Here is a 24,506-nt window from a genome sequence, read left to right on the forward strand (position 1 = left end):
TCAGCCCTTCGAGAACGTCTTGCGCGGATCGAAGGCATCGCGCGCGGCTTCGCCGATGAAGATCAGCAGCGACAGCATGATCGCGACCGAGAAGAAGCCGGTGAGACCGAGCCACGGCGCCTGCACGTTGGCCTTGCCCTGCGACAACAATTCGCCGAGCGACGGCGATCCGGGCGGCAGGCCGAAGCCGAGGAAGTCCAGCGCCGTCAACGTCATCACCGAGGACGACACGATGAAGGGCAGGAACGTCATGGTCGCGACCATCGCGTTCGGCAGCAGGTGGCGGAACATGATCACCGCATTGGAGACGCCGAGCGCACGCGCCGCCTGGATATATTCGAAGTTGCGCCCGCGCAAAAACTCGGCACGCACCAGGCCGACCAGCGAGACCCATGAGAACAACAGCAGAATGCCGAGCAGGATGAAGAAGCCGGGCGGCAGCACCGCCGAGATGATCAGGAGCAGATAGAGCGAGGGAATCGCGGTCCAGACCTCGATCAGCCGCTGGAAGGTGAGGTCGATCCAGCCGCCGAAATAGCCCTGCACGCCGCCGGCGGCGACGCCGACGATCGAGGACAGGATGCTCAGCGTCAGACCGAACAGCACCGAGATGCGGAAGCCATAGATCAGCCGCGCGAGAACGTCGCGGCCCTGATCGTCGGTGCCGAGCCAGTTATATTCGAGGTCACGGCAGCTCTTGAGTCCCTTCCGCTGCACCACGTCCTTGCACTGCGCCTCGGTCAACCACCAGGTCGGCGGCGATGGCGCCGGGGTCGGCAGATCGAGGTTGCGGGTGTCATAGGAATAGCGAATCGGCGGCCAGATCATGCTGCCGCCCTTGGCGGCGATCTGCTTCTGCAGATAGGGATCGCGATAGTCGGCCGCGGTCTCGAAATCGCCGCCGAAGGTGGTCTCGGCATAGCTGAACAGCACCGGCCAGTAGTAATGGCCGTCATACTTGACGACGAGCGGCTTGTCGCTGGCGATGACGTTGGCGAACAGCGACACCACGAACAGCACGAGGAAGATCCAGAACGACCAGTAGCCGCGGCGGTTCGCCTTGAAGTTCAGCCAGCGCCGCTTGTTCAGCGGCGACGGCGCGAAGCCGTGGCGCGTGGCAGGCACCGCCTCGCCGAGCGGCGATTGCGTCGTGGTCTCGACCGGCTTTGGCGCGAGCATCGTCATCAGACCTCCCGCGCCTCAAAATCGATCCGCGGATCGATCCACATATAGGTGAGATCGGAGATCAGATTGACCACGAGACCGACCAGCGAAAAGATGAACAGCGTGCCGAACACCACCGGATAGTCGCGATTGAGGACGCTCTCGAAGCTGAGCAGGCCGAGCCCGTCGAGCGAGAAGATGGTCTCGATCAGGAGCGAGCCGGAGAAGAAGGCGTGGATGAACGCGGCCGGGAAGCCCGCGATCACGATCAGCATGGCGTTGCGGAAGACGTGACCATAGAGCACCTGCCGCTCGCTGCAGCCCTTGGCCCGCGCCGTCATCACATATTGCTTGCGGATCTCGTCGAGGAACGAGTTCTTGGTGAGCAGCGTCATGGTGGCGAAGGCGCCGAGAGCCATCGAGATGATCGGCAGCGTGATGTGCCAGAAATAGTCGATGATCTTCCAGTACCAGGGGAATTGCGACCAGCCGTCGGACGTCAGTCCGCGCAACGGGAAGATGTTGAAGAATGAGCCACCGGCGAACAGGATGATCAAAAGGATCGCGAACAGGAAGCCCGGAATGGCGAAGCCGATGATGATCACCGCCGAGGTCCAGGTGTCGAACCGTGATCCGTCCTGGACCGCCTTGCGAATTCCGAGCGGAATCGAGATCAGATAGGTCAACAGCGTCATCCAGATCCCGAGCGAGATCGAGACCGGCAGCTTCTCCTTGATGAGCTGGATCACGCTGATGTCGCGGAAATAGCTCTTGCCGAAATCGAAGCGGGCGAAATTCCAGACCATCAGCGCGAAGCGCTCCGGCGCCGGCTTGTCGAAGCCGAACTGAACCTCGAGCTTCTTGATGAAGTCCGGATCGAGGCCCTGCGCGCCGCGGTATTTCGAGTTGATCGCGCTCGCTGCGGCGCTGTTCTGGCCGCGCTGTGCGGCGAAATCGCCGCCGCCGCCGGACACGCGCGAGGTGCCGCCGGTATCGGCGCCGTTGATCTGCGCGATGACGCGCTCGACCGGTCCGCCCGGGGCAAACTGCACGACCACGAAGGAGACGAACAGGATGCCCAGCAGCGTCGGCAACATCAGGAGAATGCGACGGGCGATATAGGCGCTCATCGGCTACTTCGCCTGTTCCAGCTTCGCGGCCTTGGCCGCATCGTACCACCAGTTGTCAGGCGCGCCGACGCCCGACGCATATTTCGCCGGCTTCTCCGGATGATCGAACTGATCCCAATAGGCGATCGGGTGCGTGTTGCGGTACCACTGCGGCACCCAATAGCGGCCGGCACGAAACACGCGATCGAAGGCGCGGCAGGCGACCGTCAGCTCATGGCGGCTGTTCGCGCCGATGATCTTTTCGATCAATGCGTCGATCACGGGGCTGGAGATGCCCGCCAGATTGTAGGAGCCCTTGGTCTTGGCCGCCTGCGAGGAAAAGAACGGGCGCATGCTGTCGCCGGGTGTTGCCGACGAGCTGAAACGCTGCATGGTCAGGTCGAAGTCGAAATCCTCCACCCGGGCGCGATACTGCACGGCATCGACCAGGCGGAACGTCGCATCAATGCCGAGCGTCCCGAGATTCTTGATGAAGGGCCCGTGGTGCGGCTGCAGCGAAGGCTCGTCGGCCAGAAATTCGATGGTGAACGCCTCACCGTTCGGCAGCACCCGCTTGCCGTCCTTGATCACACAGCCGGCCTCGTTGAGCAGTTGCGCCGCCTTGCGCAGCAACGTGCGATCCTGGCCCGAACCGTCGGACATGGGCGGCACGAACGGCAGGGCGAACACCTCGTCCGGCATCTGGCCGCGGAACGGCTCGAGCAGCGCGAGCTCTTCCGGCGAAGGTGGTCCTTCCGCCACCATGTCCGAATTCTGGAACGGCGAGACCGTTCGCGCATAGGCATCGTACATGATGGTCTTGTTGGTCCACTCGAAATCGAAGGCGTTGATCAGCGCCTCGCGCACGCGGGAATCCTTGAACTTGTCGCGGCGGGTATTGATGAACCAGCCCTGTGCGCCGGACGGCGTGTCGTCGGGCAGCGTCTCACGCCTGACGCGGCCGTCCTTCACCGCGGGGAAATCGTAGCGGGTCGCCCAGACCCGGGCGGTGAACTCCTCGCGGAACAAGTAGCTCTTGGCGGTGAAGCCTTCGAAGGCGACATCGCGATCGCGATAGAATTCGTAGCGTACGGTGTCGAAATTGTAGCTGCCGCGATTGACCGGCAGGTCGGCGGCCCACCAGTCCTTGACGCGATCGAATTCGATAAAGCGATTGACCTCGAACTTGCCGACCTTGTACGGCCCTGAGCCCAGCGGCGCATCGAGCGTCGATTCATCGAACGGCCGCGTCGCGTAGTAGGCCTTCGAGAAGATCGGCAGGCCCGCGACGAAGAGCGGCACGTCGCGCGCGCGATTGGGCGCGAAGGTCACGACGACGGTCGCATCGTCGCCCGCCTCGGCCTTCACGAAGTCGCGCAACTGCACGATGATCAGCGGATGGCCCTTCTCCTTCAGCACGTTGAGCGAGAACGCGACATCCTGCGCGGTCAGCTTCGAGCCGTCGTGGAAGCGCGCCTCGGGCCGCATGGTGAAGCGGTAGATGAGCTTGTCCGGCGAGATCTGCACCGATTTCGCGGCATAGCCATACATCGCATCGGGCTCGTCATTGGCGCGCGACATCAGCGTCGCGAAGGTCATGTCCATGCCCTGCGCGCCTTCGCCTTTCAAAACGTAGGCGTTGAGTGAGTTGAAGGTGTAGTAGGACTGGTTGTTGCTGCGCACCGACGGGATCAGCGAAAACAGCCCGCCCTTCGGCGCCTTCGCATTGACGTAGCCGAACTGCTTAAAGTCCGCCGGATACTTCAGGTCGCCGAACACCGACATGCCGTGCATCTCGGTTCCGTTGTCGGCGGCTGCAGGGGCTGCGCGAAATCCTGCAGCACTCAACGCACCGATGCCGAGACCGAGTGCGTGCCGACGGGTGAGTAGCGCCATGCGCAAATCCTTAAACCTATGAACTCTTGAGCTTGGCCGCCTTGTCGGCGTCGTACCACCAGATCAACGGGAATCCCGAAAGACCGTATTTCGGCAACTCGGCCGGGCGACCGAACCGGTCCCAGCGTGCCGTGCGCACCTTCGGATAGTTCCACTGTGGGACCACGTAATGATTCCACAACAACACGCGGTCGAGCGCTTTGGTTGCAGCGACGAGATCTTCGCGGTCCGTCGCAAAGATCACCCGCTCGATCAGCTTGTCGATTGCCGGGTTCTTGATGCCGACGATATTGCGGGATCCCGGCGCGTCGGCGGCCTTCGTTCCCCAGAATTCGCGCTGCTCGTTGCCGGGAGACAGGGATTCCGGCCAGGACCCGACCACGATGTCGAAATCCCAATCGCGAAGCCGGTTCTCATATTGAATTGGATCAATCGTGCGCACACTGACCGACATTCCAAGCCGCTCGAGCGAGGGCTTGTAAGCCAGCATGACCCGCTCGAAGTTCGGATCCTCGCTAAGCAATTCGATCGAGAACGGCTCGCCGCTCTTTGCATTCACCAGCTTGCGGTCGCGCACCTCGTAGCCGGCCTCCTTGAGCAGGCGTAGTGCCTCGCGAAGATTGTCGCGCACGGCTTCGGGATTTCCGCCAACCGGATTCGTGTAGGCCGTGGTGAATACCTCGGCCGGCACCTGCCCACGCAACGGTTCGAGAATGGCGAGCTCCTTGCCATGCGGCAGGCCTGTCGCCATCAGCTCCTCGGCGCCGTCGAAATAGCTGGTGATGCGCTTGTACTGGCCGAAGAAGAGCTGCTTGTTTATCTCCTCGAAATCGAAGGCAAAGTTCAACGCCCGCCGGACGCGCGGATCAGCGAATTTGGCGCGACGCAGGTTCGGAGCGAAGGCCTGCATGATACCGGAACTGCGGTTGGGAAACTCCTCCAGCACCACGCGTTTGTCGGTGACGGCCGGAAAATTATAGGCGGTCGCCCAGGCCTTCGCGCTGTTCTCGGTACGCCAATCGATCTGATCGCCCTTGAACGCCTCGATCGCAACCGTGGGGTCCCTGAAATACTCGTAGCGCAGCTCGTCGAAATTGTAGCAGCCGACATTGGTCGGGAGATCGCGCGCCCAGTGGTCCTTGACCCGCTCCAGAGTCACGGTCCGTCCCGCGACGAATTCCTTGATGCGATAGGGCCCCGATCCGAGCGGCTTCTCCAGCGTTGTCGCGGAGACATCACGCTTGCGCCCTTGGCTGTCGGTGCCCTCCCACCAGTGCTTGGGCAGGATCGTCAGTTGGCCCACGATCTGCGGCAGTTCGCGATTACCCGGCATGTCGAAGACAAACTTCACTTCGCGATCGCCGACCTTCTCCGCTCGCACCACATGGCTGTAGTAGGCGGAAAACATCGGATGATGCGTCTTGAACGCGCCGAGCGAAAAGATCACGTCTTCCGGGGTGACAGGCGCTCCGTCATCCCACTTGGCCTGAGGGCGCAGCCGATAAACGACATAGGAGAAATCGTCGGGATAACTCGCAGCCTCCGCCAGCAATCCATACTCGGTTGAGACCTCGTCGAGCGAGGGCGTCGTCAGCGATTGATAGATTTGCGCAACACCGCCGGCGATCGAGCCCTTCACGCCCGAGACGACGATGTTGAAATTGTCGAAGGTGCCGATGGCGATTTGCCGGACGAGGCCGCCCTTCGGGGCATCCGGATTGACATAGTCAAATCGCTTGAAGTCGGCGGGGTATTTGACGTTGCCGAAGAGCGACAGACCATGCCGCCATTTGAGCCCGCTCGGGGCGTCATCCGCGAAGGCCGGCGTGACCGACAAGCCGGAGTTGAGCCCAAGCGCGGGAGCCATTGCGGCCAGCGCGCTGCCTTGAAGAAGATGTCGTCGGGTGATCGCCAAATTCGTCTTTCCTGCTTGCGGCCCCCGGTTACATGGGACCCAATATAAGGCAACGGTTCGACAAATTACGTTGCTTTTTCCTCATGATAATAACCCAGGAACCGTCCCGCTGCGGCGAAACGTCCCGATAACAAGCCCGCGACACCCGATGCCCCATGCGAAAACGGCCAGGCATTGCCTGGCCGTTTCGTTCCCGCTTGATCGCGAAAACCAAATCGCTACTTCGAAGCCGTCGGGAGCGGAGCGGGATGCTCCGAATTCGAGTTCAGATAGGCGATGATGTCGGCGCGCTCGCTGTCCTTCGGAACGCCGGCAAAGCCCATCGCGGTGCCGGGGATGAAGCCCTTCGGATTGGTGAGGAACTTATTGAGGTCGTCAAAGGTCCAGGTGCCGCCCTTGGCCTTCATCGCGGCCGAGAAGTTGAAGCCGCGGCCCTCGCCCCTGGGCTCGTTGACGATGCCGTAGAGGTTCGGACCGACGCGGTTCGGACCGCCCTTCTCGAAGGTGTGGCAGGCCTGGCACTTCTTGGCCGCGGCGGCGCCCTTCTCGACGGAGGCGGTCTGCAGGAGCTTCTCGATCGGCTCCGACTTGGCCGCAGCAGCCTCGCCGCCACCAGCAGGGGCCTCCTCCTTCACCGCGATCTCAAAGCCAGGCTTCTCCGGCGCCTTCGGCGTGAACACCGCGCCAGCGGCAAAGCTCGTCACCAGGACAACAATGCAGGTGCCGAGAAGCGCACCGAGAATCTTATTGAGTTCGAAGGAGTCCATTTCGGGTCAGGCTCCGGGCCTTGAATGTCGACTTCAGGCCGGGAATACGGCCGCGCGGAAGGACCTGGGAATCGGCCTATCGCACCGCCCCCCAAGCAGCGTTTGAGATATCGGTTTGCCCGCGCTCTGGCAACCCGTATAAACGCGCCGGATTCAACCCCCTCCCCATCAATTTCCGTAGGCCGGACGGGCCCCGACACGAATGACCGAACCGCGTACCCTGGTGCTGATTCCCGCCCGCCTGGCCGCCACGCGGCTGCCGAGAAAACCGCTCTTGGACATCGCGGGCCAGCCCATGATCGTCCATGTGCTGCGGCGAGCGGAGGCGGCCGGTATCGGCCGGGTTGCGGTCGCCACCGACACATCGGAGATCGCCGACGCGGTGAAGGCGGCAGGCGGCGAGGTTGTGATGACCAGCGCCGACCATCCGTCCGGCTCGGACCGTGTCCACGAGGCGATGACGATCCTCGATCCGGACGGTACGGCCGAGATCGTGGTCAACCTGCAGGGCGATTTCCCGACCATCACGCCCGAAACCATTCGCAGCGTGATGCCGGCACTGGCCGACCCCGCCGTCGATATTTCGACGCTCGCCTCGCAGATCCACACTGAGGACGAGGACCGGGCCCCCAGCGTGGTCAAGGCGGTCGGTTCGCCGATCGGGGCGAACCGGCTGCGCGCGCTTTATTTCACCCGCGCCACCGCGCCCCATGGCGACGGGCCGCGCTACCACCATATCGGCCTCTACGCCTATCGCCGCGCCGCGCTGGAGCGTTTCGTGCGGCTGCCGCCCTCACCGCTGGAATTGCAGGAGAAGCTCGAGCAGCTTCGCGCCCTGGAGGCCGGGATGCGGATCGACGTCACCATCGTCGACACCGTCCCGCGGGGCGTCGACACTCCCGCCGACCTCGAAACCGCCAGGCGGATACTTTCCAAAGCCTGACCGGGTGCTAAAAGGCCCCGCAGGAAAGAGACCATGACCAAGAAGCTGAAAATCGCGTTCCAGGGCGAGCCTGGCGCCAATTCCCATATCGCGATCGTCGAGGCCTATCCGAACGCCGAGCCGATGCCCTGCGCGACGTTCGAGGACGCGCTGGCCGCGATCTCCTCGGGCGAGGCCGAACTCGGCATGATCCCGATCGAGAATTCGGTCGCCGGCCGCGTCGCCGACATCCACCATCTGCTGCCGGACTCCGGCCTGTTCATCGTCGGCGAGTGGTTCCTGCCGGTCCGCCACCAGTTGATGGCGATCAAAGGCACCAAGCTCGCCGACATCAAGACCGTGGAGAGCCATGTCCACGCGCTCGGCCAGTGCCGGCGCATGATCCGCAAGCTTGGCATCCGGCCGCTCGTCGCCGGCGACACCGCCGGCAGCGCACGCGACATCGCCCACCGCGGCGATAGCAGCGTGGCGGCGATCGCCTCGCGGCTCGCCGCCGAGATCTACGGTCTCGACATCCTCGCCGAGGACATCGAGGACGAGGCCCACAACACCACCCGCTTCGTGGTGCTGGCGCGCGAGGCCAAATGGGCCGAGCAGGGCTCGGGACCGCTGGTCACCACGTTTGTCTTCCGAGTGCGCAACCTGCCCGCGGCGCTCTACAAGGCGCTCGGCGGCTTTGCCACCAACGGCGTCAACATGACCAAGCTCGAGAGCTACATGGTCGACGGCAACTTCTTCGCCACGCAATTCTATGCCGACGTCGACGGTCACCCCAACGACCGCGGACTCGCCTTTGCGCTCGAGGAATTGAAGTTCTTCTCGCGCGAATTCCGCATCGTCGGCGTCTATCCCGGCCATCCGTTCCGCGCGACCTTCAGCGAGCGGCAGGACTGAGCCGCACGCGCGCTCTTTCCAAGCGTCGTTCCGGCGAAGGCCGGGACCCATACGCCGCAGCGGACGTTGCGGGTGGGACTCGTCGTTCAAGAATGGCGCAACAATCACCATAGGTGGTTATGGGTCCCGGCCCCCGTGCGCAATTGCGCACTAGGCCGGGACGACGATCATTACGCCGCCCTCTTCAGCCCGAACGCCTCGGCGAGCAGGCTGTAGGACTTCTTCCGCGCCTCGTGGTCGTAGACCGCGGTGATCACCATCAACTCGTCGGCCTGGGTCGCTGCGATCAGTGGCTGCAGCTTGGCCATCACGGTCGCGGGGCTGCCGACGAACAACCGCGAGCGGTTGCGTGCGATCGAGGCGCGATCGGCGTCGGTGTAGGGATAGGCCTCCGCCTCCTCGACGCTTGGCAGCGGCAGATACTGGCCGCGGTCGCGGCGCAGCCGATTGAGATCCATCGACATCGCGAGCGTCTCGGCTTCCGCATCGGTCTCGGCCGCGACGACGGCGACCGCGAGGATCGCCGCCGGCGCGGCGCGCCAGCCCGACGGCGTGAAATGCGCGCGATAGTTGGTCATCGCGGCAACCGCGTCATGGGTCGCGAAATGATGCGCGAAGGCGAAGCCCATTCCGACCTGCGCGGCGAGCTCGGCGGAATAATCGCTGGAGCCGAGCAGCCAGATCGGCGGCAGCGGCGCATCGTCCGGCATCGCCACCACCTTGTTGTAGGGATGGCCGGCGGGAAAATCGCGCGTCTCCCACAAGGTCAGCTCATGCAGTCGTTCGAGGAAATCGTCGCCCTCGCGGCGGTCGAGCCGGCTGCGCAGCGCGTAGGCCGTGGCACCGTCGGTGCCGGGCGCACGGCCGAGGCCGAGATCGATGCGGCCGGGAAACAGCGCCTCCAGCATCTTGAAGCGCTCGGCGACCACCAGCGGCGCGTGATTCGGCAGCATCACGCCACCGGAGCCGACACGGATGTTCTGCGTCACCGCCGCAATCTGCCCAATCATCAGGTCGGGCGCCGGACTCGCAACCGAAGCGAGGTTGTGGTGCTCGGCAAGCCAGTACCTGGTATAGCCGAGCTCATCGACGTGGCGCGCCAGGTCGATGCTGTTACGCAGCGCGGCGGCCGGCTTGGTGCCTGACGTGACGACCGACAGGTCGAGGACGGACAGCGGGATCATGGCGAACAACCTAGTGTGGCTGGCAGAGTCAACAAAGGCCCCGGCGGCGCAGGTCGATCCCGCTCCGAACGGTCGGTACCCGTGGCCGGCATCGCGCAAATTTGGGACGAAATATAATAGTTCGCTAGCAGCGATCACCTTCCCCACACCCATAGCCAAGTAAGCCGGTCAGGCACTTGATTTTTATACAACATTTTCAATATCTTAATCTTTTGACGATGCCCGACCTATCTACCCACTCTCCTTGCCTGCCAAGCGGATCGAACCACATATCGGCCCATAGTGGGCAATTTCCCATATCGGATGGGCTGTATGGAGAGGACCATTTCGCTTATCTTGAGGCCTCCATATTCGAGCCAGACGCTGCCCACGTGTTGCGGAGCCCTTGCGTATCATGACCGAGATCACCTCGCCCGCTTCGAACGGGCACCGCGCGCCCAAAGTCCCCAAGATCTCCTTCGAGTTCTTCCCGCCGAAGACCGAAGAGATGGAGCGCAATCTGTGGGACACGATCAACCGCCTGGCGCCGCTGACGCCGAACTTCGTCTCGGTGACCTATGGCGCCGGCGGCTCGACTCGCGAGCGCACCCATTCGACCATCACGCGCATCCTGCGAGAGACTGCACTGCTGCCGGCCGCGCATCTGACCTGCGTCGGCGCCGCGCGCGGCGAGATCGACGAGATCGTCGACCGCTATTACGAGGTCGGCGTTCGCCACATCGTCGCGCTGCGCGGCGATCCGCCGGGCGGTATCGGAACGCCCTATTTCACCCATCCGGACGGCTACCAGGGCTCGGCCGAGCTCGTCGCCGGGATCAAGAAGCGCCACAGCGATATCGAGATCTCGGTCTCGGCCTATCCCGAGAAGCATCCGGAAGCCGCCAGCTTCGAGGCCGACATCGACACGCTGAAGGCCAAGGTCGATGCCGGCGCGACGCGCGCGATCACCCAGGTGTTCTTCGACAACGACCTGTACCACCGCTATGTCGACAGGGTGCGAGCGCGCGGCATCGAGATTCCGATCGTGCCGGGCATCATGCCGATGCACAATTTCAAGCAGGCCCGCAATTTCGTGACCCGCGCCGGCACCAGCGTGCCGGACTGGCTCGCCGAAAAATTCGACGGCCTCGACAATGATGCCGAAACCCGCAAGCTGGTTGCCGCCACCGTGGCTGCCGGCCAGGTGCAGAAGCTGTTCAAGCACGGCGTCGACACCTTCCACTTCTACACCATGAACCGCGCGGACCTCGTGTTCGCAATCAGCCATCTGCTCGGCATCCGGCCGAACGGTGCCCAGAAAGCTGCCTGACCCATGAAAGTGCCTGTTTCTCCCAAGCGTAACGCTTTGCTTGCGGCTGCCCGCGAGCGCATCCTGGTGCTCGACGGCGCCATGGGCACCATGATCCAGGGCTTGCAGTTCGACGAGACTGCCTTTCGCGGTGCGCGCTTCAAGGACTTCCATCGCGACATCAAGGGCAACAACGACGTCCTGATCCTCACCCAGCCCAAAGCGATCGAGGACATCCACGCCGCCTACTTGCGTGCCGGTGCCGACATCGTCGCGACCAACACCTTTTCCTCGACCTCGATCGCGCAGGCCGACTACGATATGTCGGACCTCGCCTACGAACTGAACCGCGAGGGCGCGAGGCTGGCGCGCGCCGCCGCCGAACGCGTCACGGCCGAGGACGGCAAGCAGCGTTTCGTGGCCGGCGCGCTTGGCCCGACCAATCGCACCGCGTCGATCTCGCCCGATGTCTCCAATCCCGGCTACCGCGCGGTGACCTTCGACGATTTGCGTAAGGCTTACGGCGAGCAGGCCCGCGGTCTGCTCGACGGCGGCGCCGATATGCTGCTGGTCGAGACCATCTTCGACACGCTGAACGCCAAGGCCGCGCTCTACGCGATCGCCGAGATCATCGAAGAGCGCGGCATCGACGTGCCCGTGATGATCTCCGGCACCATCACCGACAAGTCCGGCCGCCTGCTTTCCGGCCAATTGCCGGAAGCGTTCTGGCATTCGGTGCGGCACGCCAGGCCGATCACCATCGGCTTCAACTGCGCGCTGGGCGCGGAGGATCTGCGCAGCCATATCGCGGATATCGGCCGCGTCGCCGACACGCTCGTTTGTGCCTATCCGAATGCCGGCCTGCCCAACGAGTTCGGCCAGTATGACGAGACGCCGGACTACATGGCGCGACTGATCGGCGAGTTCGCCCGCGACGGCTTGGTCAACATCGTCGGCGGCTGCTGCGGCACCACCCCCGACCATATCGCCGCGATCGCCAGGGCCGTAGCCCCGCACAAGCCGCGCGTGGTGCCCGAGATCGCGCCGCGGCTGCGGCTGTCCGGCCTTGAGCCCTTCACCCTGACCGACGCCATCCCCTTCGTGAATGTCGGCGAGCGCACCAACGTCACGGGATCGGCGCGCTTCCGCAAGCTGATCACCGCGGGCGACTACACCGCAGCCCTCCAGGTCGCGCGCGATCAGGTCGAGAACGGCGCCCAGGTGATCGACGTCAACATGGACGAGGGCCTGCTCGATTCGGAAGCGGCGATGGTGACGTTCCTCAACCTCGTCGCCGCCGAGCCCGACATCGCCCGCGTGCCCGTGATGGTCGATTCCTCGAAATTCCACGTCATCGAGGCCGGCCTGAAATGTATCCAGGGCAAGCCGATCGTGAACTCGATCTCGCTGAAGGAAGGCGAGGAGAAGTTCATCCATGAGGCGACGGTCGCCAAGCGCCACGGCGCCGCGGTGGTGGTGATGGCGTTCGACGAGAGCGGGCAGGCCGACACGTTCACGCGCAAGACCGAGATCAGCAAGCGCGCCTACGACATCCTGGTCAACCGCCTCGACTTCCCGCCCGAGGACATCATCTTTGATCCGAACATCTTCGCGATCGCGACCGGGCTCGAGGAGCACAACAATTACGGCGTCGACTTCATCGAGGCGACGCGCTGGATCCGGCAGAACCTGCCCGGCGCCCACATCTCGGGCGGCGTCTCCAATCTGTCGTTCTCGTTCCGCGGCAACGAGCCGGTGCGCGAGGCGATGCACTCGGTGTTCCTGTATCACGCGATCCACGCCGGCATGGACATGGGAATCGTCAATGCCGGGCAGATGATCGTCTATGACGACATCGATCCCGAGCTGCGCCAAGTTTGCGAGGACGTGATCCTCAACCGCGATCCGGGTGCGTCGGAGCGGCTGCTGGCGCTAGCCGAGAAATTCCGCGGCAAGGAGAAGCAGACCAAGGAGGCCGATCTCGCCTGGCGCGAATGGCCGGTCGAGAAGCGGCTGAGCCATGCGCTGGTGCACGGCATCACCGAGTTCATCGAAGAGGATACCGAGGCCGCCCGGCAGAACGCGTCCCGCCCGCTCGATGTCATCGAGGGGCCGCTGATGGCCGGCATGAACGTGGTCGGCGATCTCTTCGGCGACGGCAAGATGTTCCTGCCGCAGGTGGTGAAGTCCGCGCGCGTGATGAAGCAGGCGGTCGCCTATCTGATGCCGTTCATGGAGGAGGAGAAGGCGCGCAACCTCGCCAACGGCGTGACCGGCGACGGCCGCAGCGCCGCCGGCAAGATCGTGCTGGCGACCGTGAAAGGCGACGTCCACGACATCGGCAAGAACATCGTCGGCATCGTGCTCCAGTGCAACAATTTCGAGGTCATCGACCTTGGCGTCATGGTGCCCGCCAACAAGATCATCGAGACCGCGAAGGCGGAGGGTGCCGACATCATCGGCCTGTCCGGCCTGATCACGCCCTCGCTCGACGAGATGAGTTTCCTCGCCGGCGAGCTGGAGCGGCAGGGCCTGAAGCTGCCGCTTTTGATCGGCGGCGCCACCACCAGCCGGGTGCACACCGCGGTCAAGATCGATCCGAATTATCGCAGCGGGCCTGTGGTGCACGTCAATGACGCGAGCCGCGCGGTCGGCGTCGCCTCCTCGCTGCTGTCGCCCGAGAAGAAGCAGGCCTATGCCGCCGAGGTGCGCGCCGAATACGCCAAGATCTCCGCGGCGCATTTCCGCGCCCAGGCCGACAAGAAGCGGCTGAAGCTTGCCGAGGCACGCGCCAACAAGGTCGCGATCGACTTCGCCGCTGCGCCGCCGAAGCAGCCGGCCTTCTTCGGCCTGAAGAGCTTCGATGCCTACGACCTCGCCGAGCTCGCAGAATTCATCGACTGGACGCCGTTCTTCCAGACCTGGGAGCTGGCCGGCCGCTTCCCGGCGATTCTCGACGATCCCAAGATCGGCGAAGTCGCCCGCTCGCTCTATGACGACGCGCGCAAGATGCTCGACACGATCATCAAGGAGAAGTGGTTCACCGCTCGCGCCACCATCGGCTTCTGGCCGGCCAACACCAGCGGCGACGACATCGAAGTCTATGCGGACGAAACTCGGACGAACAAGATCGCGACCTTCCACACCCTGCGCCAACAGCTCGAGAAGCGCGAGGGCCGCTTCAACGCCGCGCTGTCGGACTTCATCGCGCCGAAGGAGTCGGGCGTAGCCGACTATATCGGCGGCTTCGTCGTTACCGCCGGGATCGGCGAGGATGCAGTCGCCGATCGCTTCAAGAACGCCAACGACGATTACTCCTCGATCCTGTGCAAGGCGCTGGCCGACCGCCTGGCCGAGGCCTTTGCCGAGCGCATGCACCAGAGCGTGCGCAAGGAGTTCTGGGGCTATGCGCCCGACGAGGCCTGGACGTCGGAGGAGCTGATCCTCGAGAAATATGACGGCATCCGCCCGGCGCCGGGCTATCCGGCGCAGCCCGACCACACCGAGAAGCGGACATTGTTTGCTCTGCTCGATGCCGAGAACACCGCCGGCGTGAAACTCACCGAGAGCTTTGCGATGTGGCCGGGCTCCTCGGTCTCGGGGCTCTACTTCTCGCATCCGGAGAGCTTCTACTTCGGCGTCGGCAAGATCGAGCGCGACCAGGTCGAGGACTACGCCGCGCGCAAGGACATGACGCCCGCCGAGATCGAGCGCTGGCTCGCGCCGATCCTGAACTACATCCCGTCGCAGGATGGAACCAAGGAGCCTGCGATCGCGCCGGCCGCCACGCCGGCCAATGACGTTGCGGAAGCTGATCTCGCCTCGCACCCGCAGGGCTGCACCTGCGCCGTGCATCTGGCTTGGCGCAAGAAGAAGGTGGGCGCGGGGTAACTCTTCCTTCCTTTCTCCCCTTGTGGGAGAAGGTGTCGCGGACGCAGTCCGCGAGGGATGAGGGGTCTCTATCCACGGACACAAACCCCTCACCCGTCCGCGATGCTTCGCATCGCGTCCACCCTCTCCCACAAGGGGAGAGGGGAAGAATCGCGGAGTGAGCTGCCCATGCAATTCTTCTCCTTCTGGCGGTCGCTGGCGAGCTTTCGGGTGCGGATCGCGCTCAACCTGAAACAGGTGCCGGCCGAGGTGATCGTGGTCGATCTCGATGCGGACGCGCACCGCACTGACGCCTATCGCAAGCTCAATCCGCAAATGGCGCTGCCGGCGCTGGTGACCGACGACGGCGACGTGCTGGTGCAGTCGCTCGCGATCATTGACTATCTCGACGAGACCCATCCGGACCCGCCACTGCTGCCGGCCGATGCACTCGGCCGGGCCCGGGTGCGCGCGCTGGCACTGATGGTCGCCTGCGAGGGCCATCCGCTGCTGACGCCGCGGGTGCGGCGCTATCTCGACCGCGAGCTCGATTTGCGCGACAGCCAGCAAAGCGCCTGGCGGCGGCACTGGACGGTCGAGACGCTGGTCGCGCTCGAAGGCCACCTCGCCGGCGACAAGGCGACCGGTCAGTTCTGCCACGGCGATATGCCTGGTCTCGCCGACATCTGCCTGGTCAGCCATGTCACCGCGGCGGTCAACCAGCAGATCAGCCTGTCGCCCTGGCCGACCGTGAAGCGCATCCACGAGACCGCGATGGCGCTGCCGGCCTTCGCCAAGGCACATCCGTCCGCGCAGCCCGACACGCCGGAGGCGATGCGGGCGAAGTAGGAGCGGGCGAGCCGCAGCTTTTGCATACAGACCTCTCTGCCCGTCGTCCCTGCGAAAGCAGGGGACCCATACTCCGCAGCGGATATTGTGAACGGGGCTCGTCGTTCCGGCCTCGCACAACTATGACCATTCGTAGTTATGGGTCCCGGCCTTTGCCGGGACGACGCCGCGGATAGTTCTCACGCGAAGTCTCAACACCGTCATTGCGATGAGCCAACGGGGCGCGCGACCGCGCGCCCGATGACAGGCTCCACGACGAAGCAATCCATGCTTTCGCGTATGCGCGCGATGGATTGCTTCGCTTCGCTCGCAATGACGAATCGGTTCCGCGCTCGACGCTGACGCGCCGCCCCCGGGGTGACGACTGGAGAGATGCCCCTCGGACCCTACCCCTTCGGCGGCGCCAGCGGCTGGACGATCTCCTTGAACGCCGGCAATGCCTCGCAACGCTCGCCGTGGGCCTTCAGCGCCTGGTAGCGAGTGTCGAACAGATGCGGATGCGCCTCGCCGGTGAAGCGCAGCGCACAGGCCACCGCGATGTCAGAATGCCCGATGCGCTCGCCGAACAGATAGGGCGTCGTGATCGTGCTGCGCTCCTTTTCCAGCGCGTCGAGTGCGCCCGTGATCTGCGCCTCGCAACGATCGACCCAGAGCTTGAGCTGCTCCTTGCGCAGCACGCTCTCGTAGACGAGGCTCACCGACTTGTCGCCGAGCCCGGTGGCGAGCGTGCAGATCCGGAGCTGGTGACGCCGCGCAGCTCCCTTCGACGGCAGCATCGCGCGCTCGGGTCCGACGGTCTCGTCGAGATAATCGAGGATCGCCGCCGAATCGATCAGCGCCTCGCCGTCATCGAGCACCAAGGTCGGCACCCGCCGCAGCGGGTTATAGGGCGCGATCAGCTCGGCATCGCCGAAGGTCGACCACGGCTTGTGCTGAAACGTGAAGCCATAAAGCTTGAGCGCGATCGCCGTGCGGCGAACGAAGGGCGAGTCGTATTGGCCGATCAGGAACATTGTTGAATACTCATCATTGCCGGGCTTGACCCGGCAATCGATCGTTTCAAGAGCTTCCTTGAAGATGGATGCCCGGGTCAGACCCGGGCATGACGATGCGATTGGCGGGTTGCGCTTTGCACCATCCTAGCCGAGCGGCGCCGCGTTGCAATATACGACACGAAGCATGCAGCTACTCACTCGATCACCGGCACATGCCGCGCCACATCGCGCGGCGTGGTGCCATCGAGCCGCGGATCATTCGCGACCTCGATCTGCCGCCGGAACGGACGAAAGCCCGAGCGCTGGTAGAAGGCGAGCGCGGATGGATGATCGAAGGTGCAGGTGTGCATCCAGACACGCCCGACGTCGTTCCTCCAGGCGAGTTCAAGCGCGCGGTTCATTAGGTAACGGCCCGCGCCGGTGCCGATCAGCTTTGAGGTGACGCCGAAGAAGACGAGCTCGCACTGGCCGGGCTCGCGGAAATCGAGTTCGAGCAGGCCTTCGTCGCTTCCATCAGCGCTCAGCGCATGGACCTCGACGCCGGGCGTGTGGATCAGCACGGCGAGTGTCGCATCGCTCATCCGCGCGCGGGAGAACCACAGCCACTCCTCGCCGACGCGGCGATAGAGATCGCGGTACCAGTCGAGCGCGGGCCGCTCGACCCGGCGCAGGCGCCATGCGCCGGGCGGGTCGTCGCGCCGCGATGGACACGCGGTCATCTCGAGATGCGTGACGACGGCGGCGATCTTGCCGGCGGGGACATCGGAGTAGCCATCGGGCTGCGGCATCAAGTGACCTCCGTTTCCTACGTTGCAGGCGATACTCGACCTGCAGGAGCAGGTGAAGCAAGCCGAGATATCAGCCAAACATTCGCAGTCGTCCCTGCGACAGCACTAGGGCATCTACACATCTTTTCCGGACCGAAAAGTGACTCTCGATCAAGGACTTGCTTGCCACTCGATGACGCCATTTCGCGAGCAGAGCTTAGCAAAAGTGCGGCGTTTCTCTGCGTTGCTAGCTAAGTCGTTGAGAAGACTCCGGAAGACATGTAGATGCCCTAGAGCGGTTCCCGATCAGGTTGGCTCGTATCCAGCGGCTTTGAAGTAGTTGACGCATTCGCGGGACGTGAAGCAGTCGAGGCAGCGCCCGATTGCGCTCCACAAGCCTTCGACGGTGCGCGCGGCAGCCGTGCGCAGCAGCGCTTTCAGCTTGGCGAAGGCGTTCTCGATCGGATTGAGGTCGGGGCTGTAGGGCGGAAGATAGAGGAGCTTTACGCCGGCAGCCTCGATCGCCGCGCGCACGCCGGCGCCCTTATGGCTGCCGAGATTGTCCATGATGACGATATCGCCTTTCCGCAATTCGGGGACCAGCACCTGATCGACATAGGCCTGGAACGCGCGCCCATTGATCGGTCCATCAAGAACCATCGGCGCGACCATGCCTGACAGCCGCAGGCCGGCGACGAAGGTCGTCGTCTTCCAGTGGCCGTGCGGAATGGCGGCATGCAGCCGTTCGCCGCGAGGCGCCCGCCCGCGGGTTCGCGCCATATTGGTCGACGCCCATGTCTCATCAATGAAGACGAGCTTGTCGGGATCGAGGTCGATCTGGCCATCGAACCATTGCTCCCGCTTCTTTAGGACGTCTGGCCGCTCCTGTTCGGCGGCGTGCGCGGTCTTTTTTTGAGCGTGATCTTGCGGCGCTGAAAGAAGCGCGACAACGCCGAGACGCTGAAGACGTGTCCATCGGCCGCGAGCGCCGCCTTCAGCTCCTCCAACGTGCTGTCCGGCCTGGTCGCAAGCAGCGCAAGGATGCGCTCGGCCTGCGCTTCGATCGCCTGGGAGCGTCGGTCGCCGCCCTGCGGCTTTGGCGTCACCTCGCCCGTCGCGCGCGCTTGCGCCACCCAACGGATCGCGCTCGATACTCCCACACGGAAGTGCGCCGCAGCCGCTCGACACGACATGCCGCCCTCAACGGCGCCGACCACACGCTTGCGAAGATCGACTGAAAGAGATGCTGCCATACCCGCCGGCCTCCTTCACCGGCAGGCAGCTTGAATCAGAACCAGCCCGATTTGGGAATCCCAAACGATTCAATCCGGTCGGGACCCGCTCTAGTGCGACAGCAGGGACCCATAACCACAGGACGGTGTTGTCGCGAAGGCTCTGGCCACAGCGTTGCCAATCAATTCGCAATCGTGGTTATGCGTCCCGGGTCACGCTTGCGCTTGCCCGGGACGACAGCGGAATTTTTGGAGTGTTCCCTCACTCATCTTGGCGTCAGCGTGATCGCTTCGGCGGTCGCGGCCTCCACGGCGCCGCGGCTGTAGAGCAGCGGCACGTATTGGCCGGTGGCCCATAGCGGCGCGAGGTCGCGGTAGTGGCCGCTGAAGGGATCGCCGGATTGACCGGGAGTGTTGATGGTGCGGCTGGCGTCCCAATTGCCGACGTCGAGCACCATGCGGAACGAGGCGCCGGAGATCAGGTGATAGTCGGAACGGCGGTAGGTGGCCGCGCGCGGCACGTTGGCGGCGCCGCCGAAGGCGAGCGGGCCGACCAGCATCTGCGTGGCGGTCGCCTTGTCGGCGAGCGGCATCAGTGCGTGACTGAACTGTGCGACGTGCAGGCGGCCCCAGCGCCAGGTCGACGCATCGGGCCCGAGCTTGGAGATGACATCGGCAACGGCCTCGCCGAGGCTATCGCGCAGCACGCGATCGCGCTCGCCTGCGGGATCGCTGCCCAACGCGCTATCGGGCTTTTCGAGATAGGCCACGATCGCGGAGATGCTGGAGGCTTCCGGGGCGATCATATCCGCGGCCTTCGGCGCTGTAGTCTTGAGCAGCACCGGGCCGAGATGGTTTGCGATCCAGACCTCGTAGACCGCGGCTGCCGCACTATCCGCGGTATCGCGCGCGTCCCATGTCTTCAGCAGATCAAGGCCCTTCTTGACGTTGGCATCGTCGGAGGACAACGGCTTCAGCAGGGCGACCAGCCGGCGCGCCAACATGCCGGTGTCGTCGTTCTGCAGGTTCATCGAATCCGCCAGCGACACCTTGTTGTTGTTCTCCAGCACCTCGGTGATGCGTTGCCAGCGCGCGCTGTCGGCCCATTCGAAGCCGACCCGGCGCGCATCGACCGGATAGTCCGCCGGCAGGTTCATCTGGTTGGCGGTGGCGATGAAGCCCTGCTTCGGACGGTAGAGCTTCGGCAGATCGTCGAGCGACAGAAAGCCCTGCCACTCGTAGCGGCCGTCGCCGGGCACCGGCATGAGGCCGTCATAGCTGACGCGGCGCGGCGTCTTGCCGGCGGCGACCCAGCCGATATTGCCTGACGTGTCGGCGTAGACTTGGTTCTCCGACGGCGCGCCCCAGCGGCGCATCGCGGCGAGGAAGCCATTCCAGTTCTTCGCGGTCATGTAGTCCGACGAGCCGAAATAGGCCGAGGTGCCCGGCTCGAACCAGATCGAGCGCACGGCGAAGGCGCGCTTGTTGGCGGCGTCGACATAGATCACCGGGCCGTGGCGGGTGAACTTGAGCTCGAGGTCGCGGGTCTCCTCGCCCTTCACCTGCTCTTTCTCGTGGACGATGCGCATGTCCTCCCAGCCCGAGCCGTAGCGATACTGGTTCGGATTATCGGGATTGAGCTCATAGACGTAGAGATCTTCCTGATCGACGTTGAAGATGGTGAGGCCGAACGCGATGGTGTCGTTGTGGCCGATCGAGATGCCGGGCAGCGCCGGCTCGCCCGCGCCGATCACGGAGATGCCGGGCGCGTTGAGGCCGACGATGTAGCGCAGCGACGGCACCGAGTGCTCGCGGTGCGGATCGTTGGCGAGGATCGGCCGGCCGGTCGCGGTACGCGACGGCGCGATCACCCAGTTGTTGGAGCCGATGGTGTCGCGCTGCTGGTCGGCCTGGCTAAGGAAAGTGTCGGGATCATGCGCCAGCGCAGCCTTCTGGTCCTTTGGCGCGGCGAACTTCACCGGGCGGGTGGCGAGATCATAGGCCGCGAGCACGGCCTTCGGCACGCTGCAGGGATCGAGGCCATCGGGAATCTTCGTGGCCCAGGCCGGCTCGAGCTTGACGCGGAAGCGATCGGCATCGAGGCCGGCGGCGCAGGCGACCAGCGAGCGCTTCACCTCGGAGGCAACGTTGCGCGTGAGGCCATGGCTGCGGATGCGGACCACGTCCTCCGCCGACCACAGATCGGGCATGGTGCCGGCGATGCGGAATTCGATCGGCAATGCGCGCTTGCCGGCCCTGACGTCGGCGACATAAGCGTTGACGCCGGCGACGAAGGCCTCCGCATAGGATTTCGCTTTCGGGCCGTAGGCGGCCCATTCCGCTGTCATGTCGCCGCGATAGAGGAACAGGCGCAGCGCCTTGTCCTGCTCGGCATAAGCGGGCCCGAAATCCTTCGCCAGCAGGCCGAGCCCGCGCTTGCGCCAGAGATCGATCTGCCACAGCCGGTCGCGCGCGGCGTTGAAGCCTTGCAGGAAGAACAGGTCGTGCTCGTTGCCGGCATAGATGTGCGGAATGCCCCAGACATCGACCAGGATCTGACCCGGCGCCTTCAGCCCAGCGACGTCGGTCCTAACCTGGCGCGCCGAGACGAGCGGGTTCTCCTTTTCACGCGCGGCTGCGGGCGCAGCCAGCATTGCGGCGCAGATCGCGGCGCTCAGCAGTTTTGCGACCCGGTTGAGATCCGTGTTCATGTTGTTCTGTCTCCGATGGTTGTTATTGATTATGGACCGCAGCGGGGCGGCTCCCTCTCCCGCTCGCGGGGGAGGGCTGGGGTGGGGGGTCGCCGCGATGGGACTAGTCATTACGCGGAGAGAGCCCCCACCCGTATGGCATCTACGATGCGATCCGGCCTCCCCCGCAAGCGGGAGAGGCGCAGGCAGCGTGCTCGCGCCACTATTCCCCCTCGTCGCTCGCGAGCACGCCCTTCACCGCGCGGGCCCAGCCGGCGAGCTTGCGCTCGCGGGTGGCCTGGCTCATCGCCGGCTTGAAGCGGTGCTCGAGCCGCCAGTTGTCGGCGAATTTCACGGGCTCCGGATAGACGCCGGCGTTGAGCCCGGCGAGATAGGCGGCGCCGAGCGCCGTGGTCTCCTGGATCATCGGGCGATCGACCGGCGCGTTGAGCAGATCGGCGAGGCGCTGCATCGTCCAGTCCGACGCCGTCATGCCGCCGTCGACGCGCAGCACGGCGTTGGCGGCGTTGGCCTCCGGCCAGTCGGTGCGCATCGCGGCCCACAGATCGAAGGTCTGGTAGCAGACGCTCTCCAAGGTCGCATGCGCGAGCTCGGCCGGGCCGGTGTTGCGGGTCAACCCGAACAGCGCGCCGCGCACGCGCGGATTCCAGTACGGTGCGCCCATGCCGACGAAGGCCGGCACCAGATAGACGCTCTGCATCGAGTCCGACTTGTCGGCGAGCGGGCCCGTTTCGGCCGCATGCTTGATGATGCCGAGCCCGTCGCGCAGCCACTGCACCGCGCTTCCCGCGACGAAGATCGAGCCTTCGAGGGCATATGTGCGTTGGCCGCCGAGCTGATAGGCGATGGTGGTGAGCAGCTTGTTCTTGGAGGCGACCGGCGTCGTGCCGGTGTTGAGCAGCGCGAAGCAGCCGGTGCCGTAGGTCGACTTCATCATGCCCGGCTCGAAGCAGGCCTGGCCGATGGTCGCGGCCTGCTGGTCGCCGGCGATGCCGGAGATCGCGATCGGGCCGCCGAACAAATCGGGGATGCTCTCGCCGAAACGGGCAGAGGAATCCTTGACCTCCGGGAGCATCGAGCGCGGCACCCGCAACAGCTTGATGAGATCGTCATCCCATTCGCCGGTGTGGATATTGAACAGCAGCGTACGCGAGGCGTTGGTGGCGTCGGTGGCGTGCACCTTGCCGCCGGTGAGTCGCCACAGCAGATAGCTGTCGACCGTGCCGAACAGCAATTCGCCGCGCTCGGCGCGCTCGCGTGCGCCCGGCACGTGATCGAGCATCCAGGCGACCTTGGTGCCGGAGAAATAGGGATCGATGATCAGGCCGGTCTTGGCGGAGATCGCAGGCTCGTGGCCCTCGGCCTTGAGCGCGGCGCAGATGTCGGCAGTGCGTCGGTCCTGCCAGACGATGGCGCGGTGCACCGCCTGCCCGGTGGCGCGGTCCCACACCACGGTGGTCTCGCGCTGGTTGGTGATGCCGATCGCGGCGATATCCTTCGCCTTCAGGCCGGCCTTCTCCAGCGCCTCGCGGCACACCATGACGGTCGAGGTCCAGATGTCCTCCGGCTCGTGCTCGACCCAGCCCGAGGCCGGGAAATGCTGCGGGAATTCCTGCTGCGCGACCGCCGCAATGGAGATGTCGCCGCGGAACACCATGGCGCGCGACGAGGTGGTGCCCTGATCGATGGCCAGCACGAAAGACATGAGCGTTTCCTTAAGGCATCCCGAAGGGTGATTTATCGGAGCCAAAGGAGCGGATTACCGCGGCAACGTCAAGGTTGGCTGGCCCTTTCCAATCGTCGTGGCCGGGCTTGACCCGGCCATCCACGTCTTCCGCGCGTGGAGACCAAGACGTGGATGCCCGGCTCAAGGCCGGGCATGACGAGCAAGTGGAAAGATCACATCGGACGATACGCCCGCACGTCGGAGGGGACGTTGACGCCGAGCTTGATCTGGCCGACCGAGTGGATGATGTCGTCGCCGAGCAACTGCGCGAAGCAGGCATAGCCCCAGTCGTTCATGTGCAGGCCGTCGGAGATGACGAAATCATTGATCGGAATCGCCTGCTGCTCGTGCCAGTCGCGCATCACCTCGAAGCGCGGGAAGATGCCGACGTGGCGCAGCGCGGCGATGCGGCTGAGCAGCTTCACCATGCCACGCGCGCTTTCGGGACGCTCGGTGACACGCGGCGAATATTGCGGATCGACCAGCACGACGTCGGCGCCCGCGGCCTGGATGCGCGCCACGCCATCCTCGACCTGCTTGCCGGTCTCCTTCGGATCGAGGTTGCGCAGCACCGCATTGGTGCCGACCTGCCAGATCACGAGATCGGGGTGCACGTCGATCACCTCGGTCTGCAACCGCTTCATCATCTCGGGTGCATCCTCGCCGCCGATGCCGCGATTGAGCACGGTGATGTCGGCCGACGGATAATGCCGGCGCAACTGCGCGGCGAGACGGTTCGGATAGGTGAACTCCGGCGCCGACGAGCCGTAGCCCTGGGTCGACGACGATCCGAACGCGATGATGACGACGGGCCGGCCGTCAGCGAGCTTGGCTGCGACGTGCGGCAGCGAGCCGGTGGTGTTCGCTACGCCCTTCGGCTGCAGGCAGGGCACGCGGCGGAAGATGTCGCCGGCGGACTTCGCAGCCTGCTTGACCTTGTCGAGCGCCGCGGCGGCCGCGCTGCGCTGGTCGGTGGAGCTTGCCGGAGCAGCCGTCGTCGCCGCAGGCTGAGCCGCATCAGGCTTAGCGTTGTCGGATTTTGCGCCCGGCGACAGCGCGGCATGCTGGTCGGCCGGCGCGGTCTGCGCATGAAGCGGCGCGATCGCGGCAGGCGCCAGCAGCAGGGGCGCGGCAATGGCGCACACGCTCCGCCATGTCATCGGGCGAAAAGGGACGGTCAAACGCATTTACTCCAG

Annotated in this window: 17 protein-coding genes; 5 read left to right on the forward strand and 12 right to left on the reverse strand. The window is 64.6% G+C overall.

The genetic code is table 11. The annotated features are described in order from the left end of the window. The 5 genes from P6U30_RS35235 to P6U30_RS35255 all read right to left on the reverse strand — a co-directional run bounded on the left by P6U30_RS35235 (position 1) and on the right by P6U30_RS35255 (position 6,851). Positions 1–1,185: an ABC transporter permease gene (locus tag P6U30_RS35235; protein WP_407167258.1), complete on the reverse strand. Its 1,185-nt coding sequence runs from the start codon at positions 1,183–1,185 to the stop codon at positions 1–3. Continuing rightward, entirely contained in the window at positions 1,185–2,294 is a 1,110-nt protein-coding gene (locus P6U30_RS35240; RefSeq protein WP_407167259.1) for a microcin C ABC transporter permease YejB, read from the reverse strand. The genes P6U30_RS35235 and P6U30_RS35240 overlap by 1 nt, the downstream gene beginning before the upstream one ends. 3 nt (positions 2,295–2,297) lie before the next feature. Next, on the reverse strand, positions 2,298–4,169 hold the full coding sequence (locus P6U30_RS35245) for an extracellular solute-binding protein (protein WP_407167260.1): 1,872 nt from the start codon (positions 4,167–4,169) through the stop codon (positions 2,298–2,300). Between the two features lie 16 nt (positions 4,170–4,185). Then, positions 4,186–6,084 carry an extracellular solute-binding protein gene (locus tag P6U30_RS35250; RefSeq protein ID WP_407167261.1) on the reverse strand — a complete coding sequence of 633 codons (1,899 nt, stop codon included), beginning with the start codon at positions 6,082–6,084 and terminating at the stop codon, positions 4,186–4,188. 218 nt (positions 6,085–6,302) lie between these two features. Further along, positions 6,303–6,851, reverse strand: coding sequence for a c-type cytochrome (locus P6U30_RS35255; protein ID WP_407167262.1), 549 nt, complete (start codon positions 6,849–6,851; stop codon positions 6,303–6,305). A gap of 202 nt (positions 6,852–7,053) precedes the next feature. Between P6U30_RS35255 and P6U30_RS35260 the strand changes: the two genes are divergently transcribed. Next, positions 7,054–7,794 (forward strand): 3-deoxy-manno-octulosonate cytidylyltransferase, encoded by a 741-nt coding sequence (locus P6U30_RS35260; RefSeq protein WP_407167263.1) that lies wholly within the window; start codon positions 7,054–7,056, stop codon positions 7,792–7,794. Positions 7,795–7,827: 33 nt separating this feature from the next. After that, positions 7,828–8,688, forward strand: a complete 861-nt coding sequence (locus tag P6U30_RS35265; RefSeq protein WP_407167264.1) for a prephenate dehydratase — start codon at positions 7,828–7,830, stop codon at positions 8,686–8,688. A 170-nt stretch (positions 8,689–8,858) separates the two neighbouring features. Here the strand turns inward: P6U30_RS35265 and P6U30_RS35270 are convergent, their stop codons facing one another. Continuing rightward, the gene (locus P6U30_RS35270) at positions 8,859–9,872 is read right to left on the reverse strand and encodes an LLM class flavin-dependent oxidoreductase (RefSeq protein WP_407167265.1); all 1,014 of its coding nucleotides are present in this window, start codon (positions 9,870–9,872) and stop codon (positions 8,859–8,861) included. A 394-nt stretch (positions 9,873–10,266) separates the two neighbouring features. On the opposite strand from P6U30_RS35270, the gene metF reads away from it, so the two are divergent. The 3 genes from metF (at position 10,267) to maiA (ending at position 15,879) form a co-directional block, all read left to right on the forward strand. After that, complete coding sequence (gene metF, locus P6U30_RS35275) at positions 10,267–11,181, forward strand: methylenetetrahydrofolate reductase [NAD(P)H] (RefSeq protein ID WP_407167266.1); 915 nt, start codon at positions 10,267–10,269, stop codon at positions 11,179–11,181. Positions 11,182–11,184: 3 nt separating this feature from the next. After that, positions 11,185–15,051 (forward strand): methionine synthase, encoded by a 3,867-nt coding sequence (metH, locus tag P6U30_RS35280; protein WP_407167267.1) that lies wholly within the window; start codon positions 11,185–11,187, stop codon positions 15,049–15,051. 168 nt (positions 15,052–15,219) lie between these two features. After that, positions 15,220–15,879 (forward strand): maleylacetoacetate isomerase, encoded by a 660-nt coding sequence (maiA, locus tag P6U30_RS35285; protein WP_407167268.1) that lies wholly within the window; start codon positions 15,220–15,222, stop codon positions 15,877–15,879. A gap of 386 nt (positions 15,880–16,265) precedes the next feature. On the opposite strand, the gene P6U30_RS35290 is transcribed toward maiA, so the two are convergent. The 6 genes from P6U30_RS35290 to P6U30_RS35315 all read right to left on the reverse strand — a co-directional run bounded on the left by P6U30_RS35290 (position 16,266) and on the right by P6U30_RS35315 (position 24,497). After that, complete coding sequence (locus P6U30_RS35290) at positions 16,266–16,892, reverse strand: glutathione S-transferase family protein (protein ID WP_407167269.1); 627 nt, start codon at positions 16,890–16,892, stop codon at positions 16,266–16,268. A gap of 176 nt (positions 16,893–17,068) precedes the next feature. After that, entirely contained in the window at positions 17,069–17,662 is a 594-nt protein-coding gene (locus tag P6U30_RS35295) for a GNAT family N-acetyltransferase (RefSeq protein ID WP_407167270.1), read from the reverse strand. Positions 17,663–17,947: 285 nt separating this feature from the next. Then, positions 17,948–18,894 (reverse strand): IS630 family transposase gene (locus P6U30_RS35300; protein WP_407167131.1). Its coding sequence is split into 2 segments (ribosomal slippage): positions 17,948–18,558 and positions 18,558–18,894, totalling 948 coding nucleotides; the frame shifts between segments, so codons are not numbered across the junction. A 245-nt stretch (positions 18,895–19,139) separates the two neighbouring features. Further along, positions 19,140–21,584 carry a penicillin acylase family protein gene (locus tag P6U30_RS35305; RefSeq protein WP_407167271.1) on the reverse strand — a complete coding sequence of 815 codons (2,445 nt, stop codon included), beginning with the start codon at positions 21,582–21,584 and terminating at the stop codon, positions 19,140–19,142. A 202-nt stretch (positions 21,585–21,786) separates the two neighbouring features. Further along, the gene (glpK, locus tag P6U30_RS35310; RefSeq protein ID WP_407167272.1) at positions 21,787–23,289 is read right to left on the reverse strand and encodes a glycerol kinase GlpK; all 1,503 of its coding nucleotides are present in this window, start codon (positions 23,287–23,289) and stop codon (positions 21,787–21,789) included. A 194-nt stretch (positions 23,290–23,483) separates the two neighbouring features. Beyond that, complete coding sequence (locus tag P6U30_RS35315) at positions 23,484–24,497, reverse strand: SGNH/GDSL hydrolase family protein (protein WP_407167273.1); 1,014 nt, start codon at positions 24,495–24,497, stop codon at positions 23,484–23,486. Positions 24,498–24,506 lie beyond the last annotated feature (9 nt).

It is taken from the genome of Bradyrhizobium sp. ORS 111 (assembly GCF_045571485.1).
Taxonomy (GTDB): Bacteria; Pseudomonadota; Alphaproteobacteria; order Rhizobiales; family Xanthobacteraceae; genus Bradyrhizobium.

Coding starts and splice junctions, on each gene's coding strand:
- P6U30_RS35235 (WP_407167258.1), bottom strand. CDS start 1,185: ATGACGATGCTCGCGCCAAAGCCGGTCGAGACCACGACGCAATCGCCG.
- P6U30_RS35240 (WP_407167259.1), bottom strand. CDS start 2,294: ATGAGCGCCTATATCGCCCGTCGCATTCTCCTGATGTTGCCGACGCTG.
- P6U30_RS35245 (WP_407167260.1), bottom strand. CDS start 4,169: ATGGCGCTACTCACCCGTCGGCACGCACTCGGTCTCGGCATCGGTGCG.
- P6U30_RS35255 (WP_407167262.1), bottom strand. CDS start 6,851: ATGGACTCCTTCGAACTCAATAAGATTCTCGGTGCGCTTCTCGGCACC.
- P6U30_RS35260 (WP_407167263.1), top strand. CDS start 7,054: ATGACCGAACCGCGTACCCTGGTGCTGATTCCCGCCCGCCTGGCCGCC.
- P6U30_RS35265 (WP_407167264.1), top strand. CDS start 7,828: ATGACCAAGAAGCTGAAAATCGCGTTCCAGGGCGAGCCTGGCGCCAAT.
- P6U30_RS35270 (WP_407167265.1), bottom strand. CDS start 9,872: ATGATCCCGCTGTCCGTCCTCGACCTGTCGGTCGTCACGTCAGGCACC.
- metF (WP_407167266.1), top strand. CDS start 10,267: ATGACCGAGATCACCTCGCCCGCTTCGAACGGGCACCGCGCGCCCAAA.
- metH (WP_407167267.1), top strand. CDS start 11,185: ATGAAAGTGCCTGTTTCTCCCAAGCGTAACGCTTTGCTTGCGGCTGCC.
- maiA (WP_407167268.1), top strand. CDS start 15,220: ATGCAATTCTTCTCCTTCTGGCGGTCGCTGGCGAGCTTTCGGGTGCGG.
- P6U30_RS35290 (WP_407167269.1), bottom strand. CDS start 16,892: ATGTTCCTGATCGGCCAATACGACTCGCCCTTCGTTCGCCGCACGGCG.
- P6U30_RS35295 (WP_407167270.1), bottom strand. CDS start 17,662: ATGCCGCAGCCCGATGGCTACTCCGATGTCCCCGCCGGCAAGATCGCC.
- P6U30_RS35305 (WP_407167271.1), bottom strand. CDS start 21,584: ATGAACACGGATCTCAACCGGGTCGCAAAACTGCTGAGCGCCGCGATC.
- glpK (WP_407167272.1), bottom strand. CDS start 23,289: ATGTCTTTCGTGCTGGCCATCGATCAGGGCACCACCTCGTCGCGCGCC.
- P6U30_RS35315 (WP_407167273.1), bottom strand. CDS start 24,497: ATGCGTTTGACCGTCCCTTTTCGCCCGATGACATGGCGGAGCGTGTGC.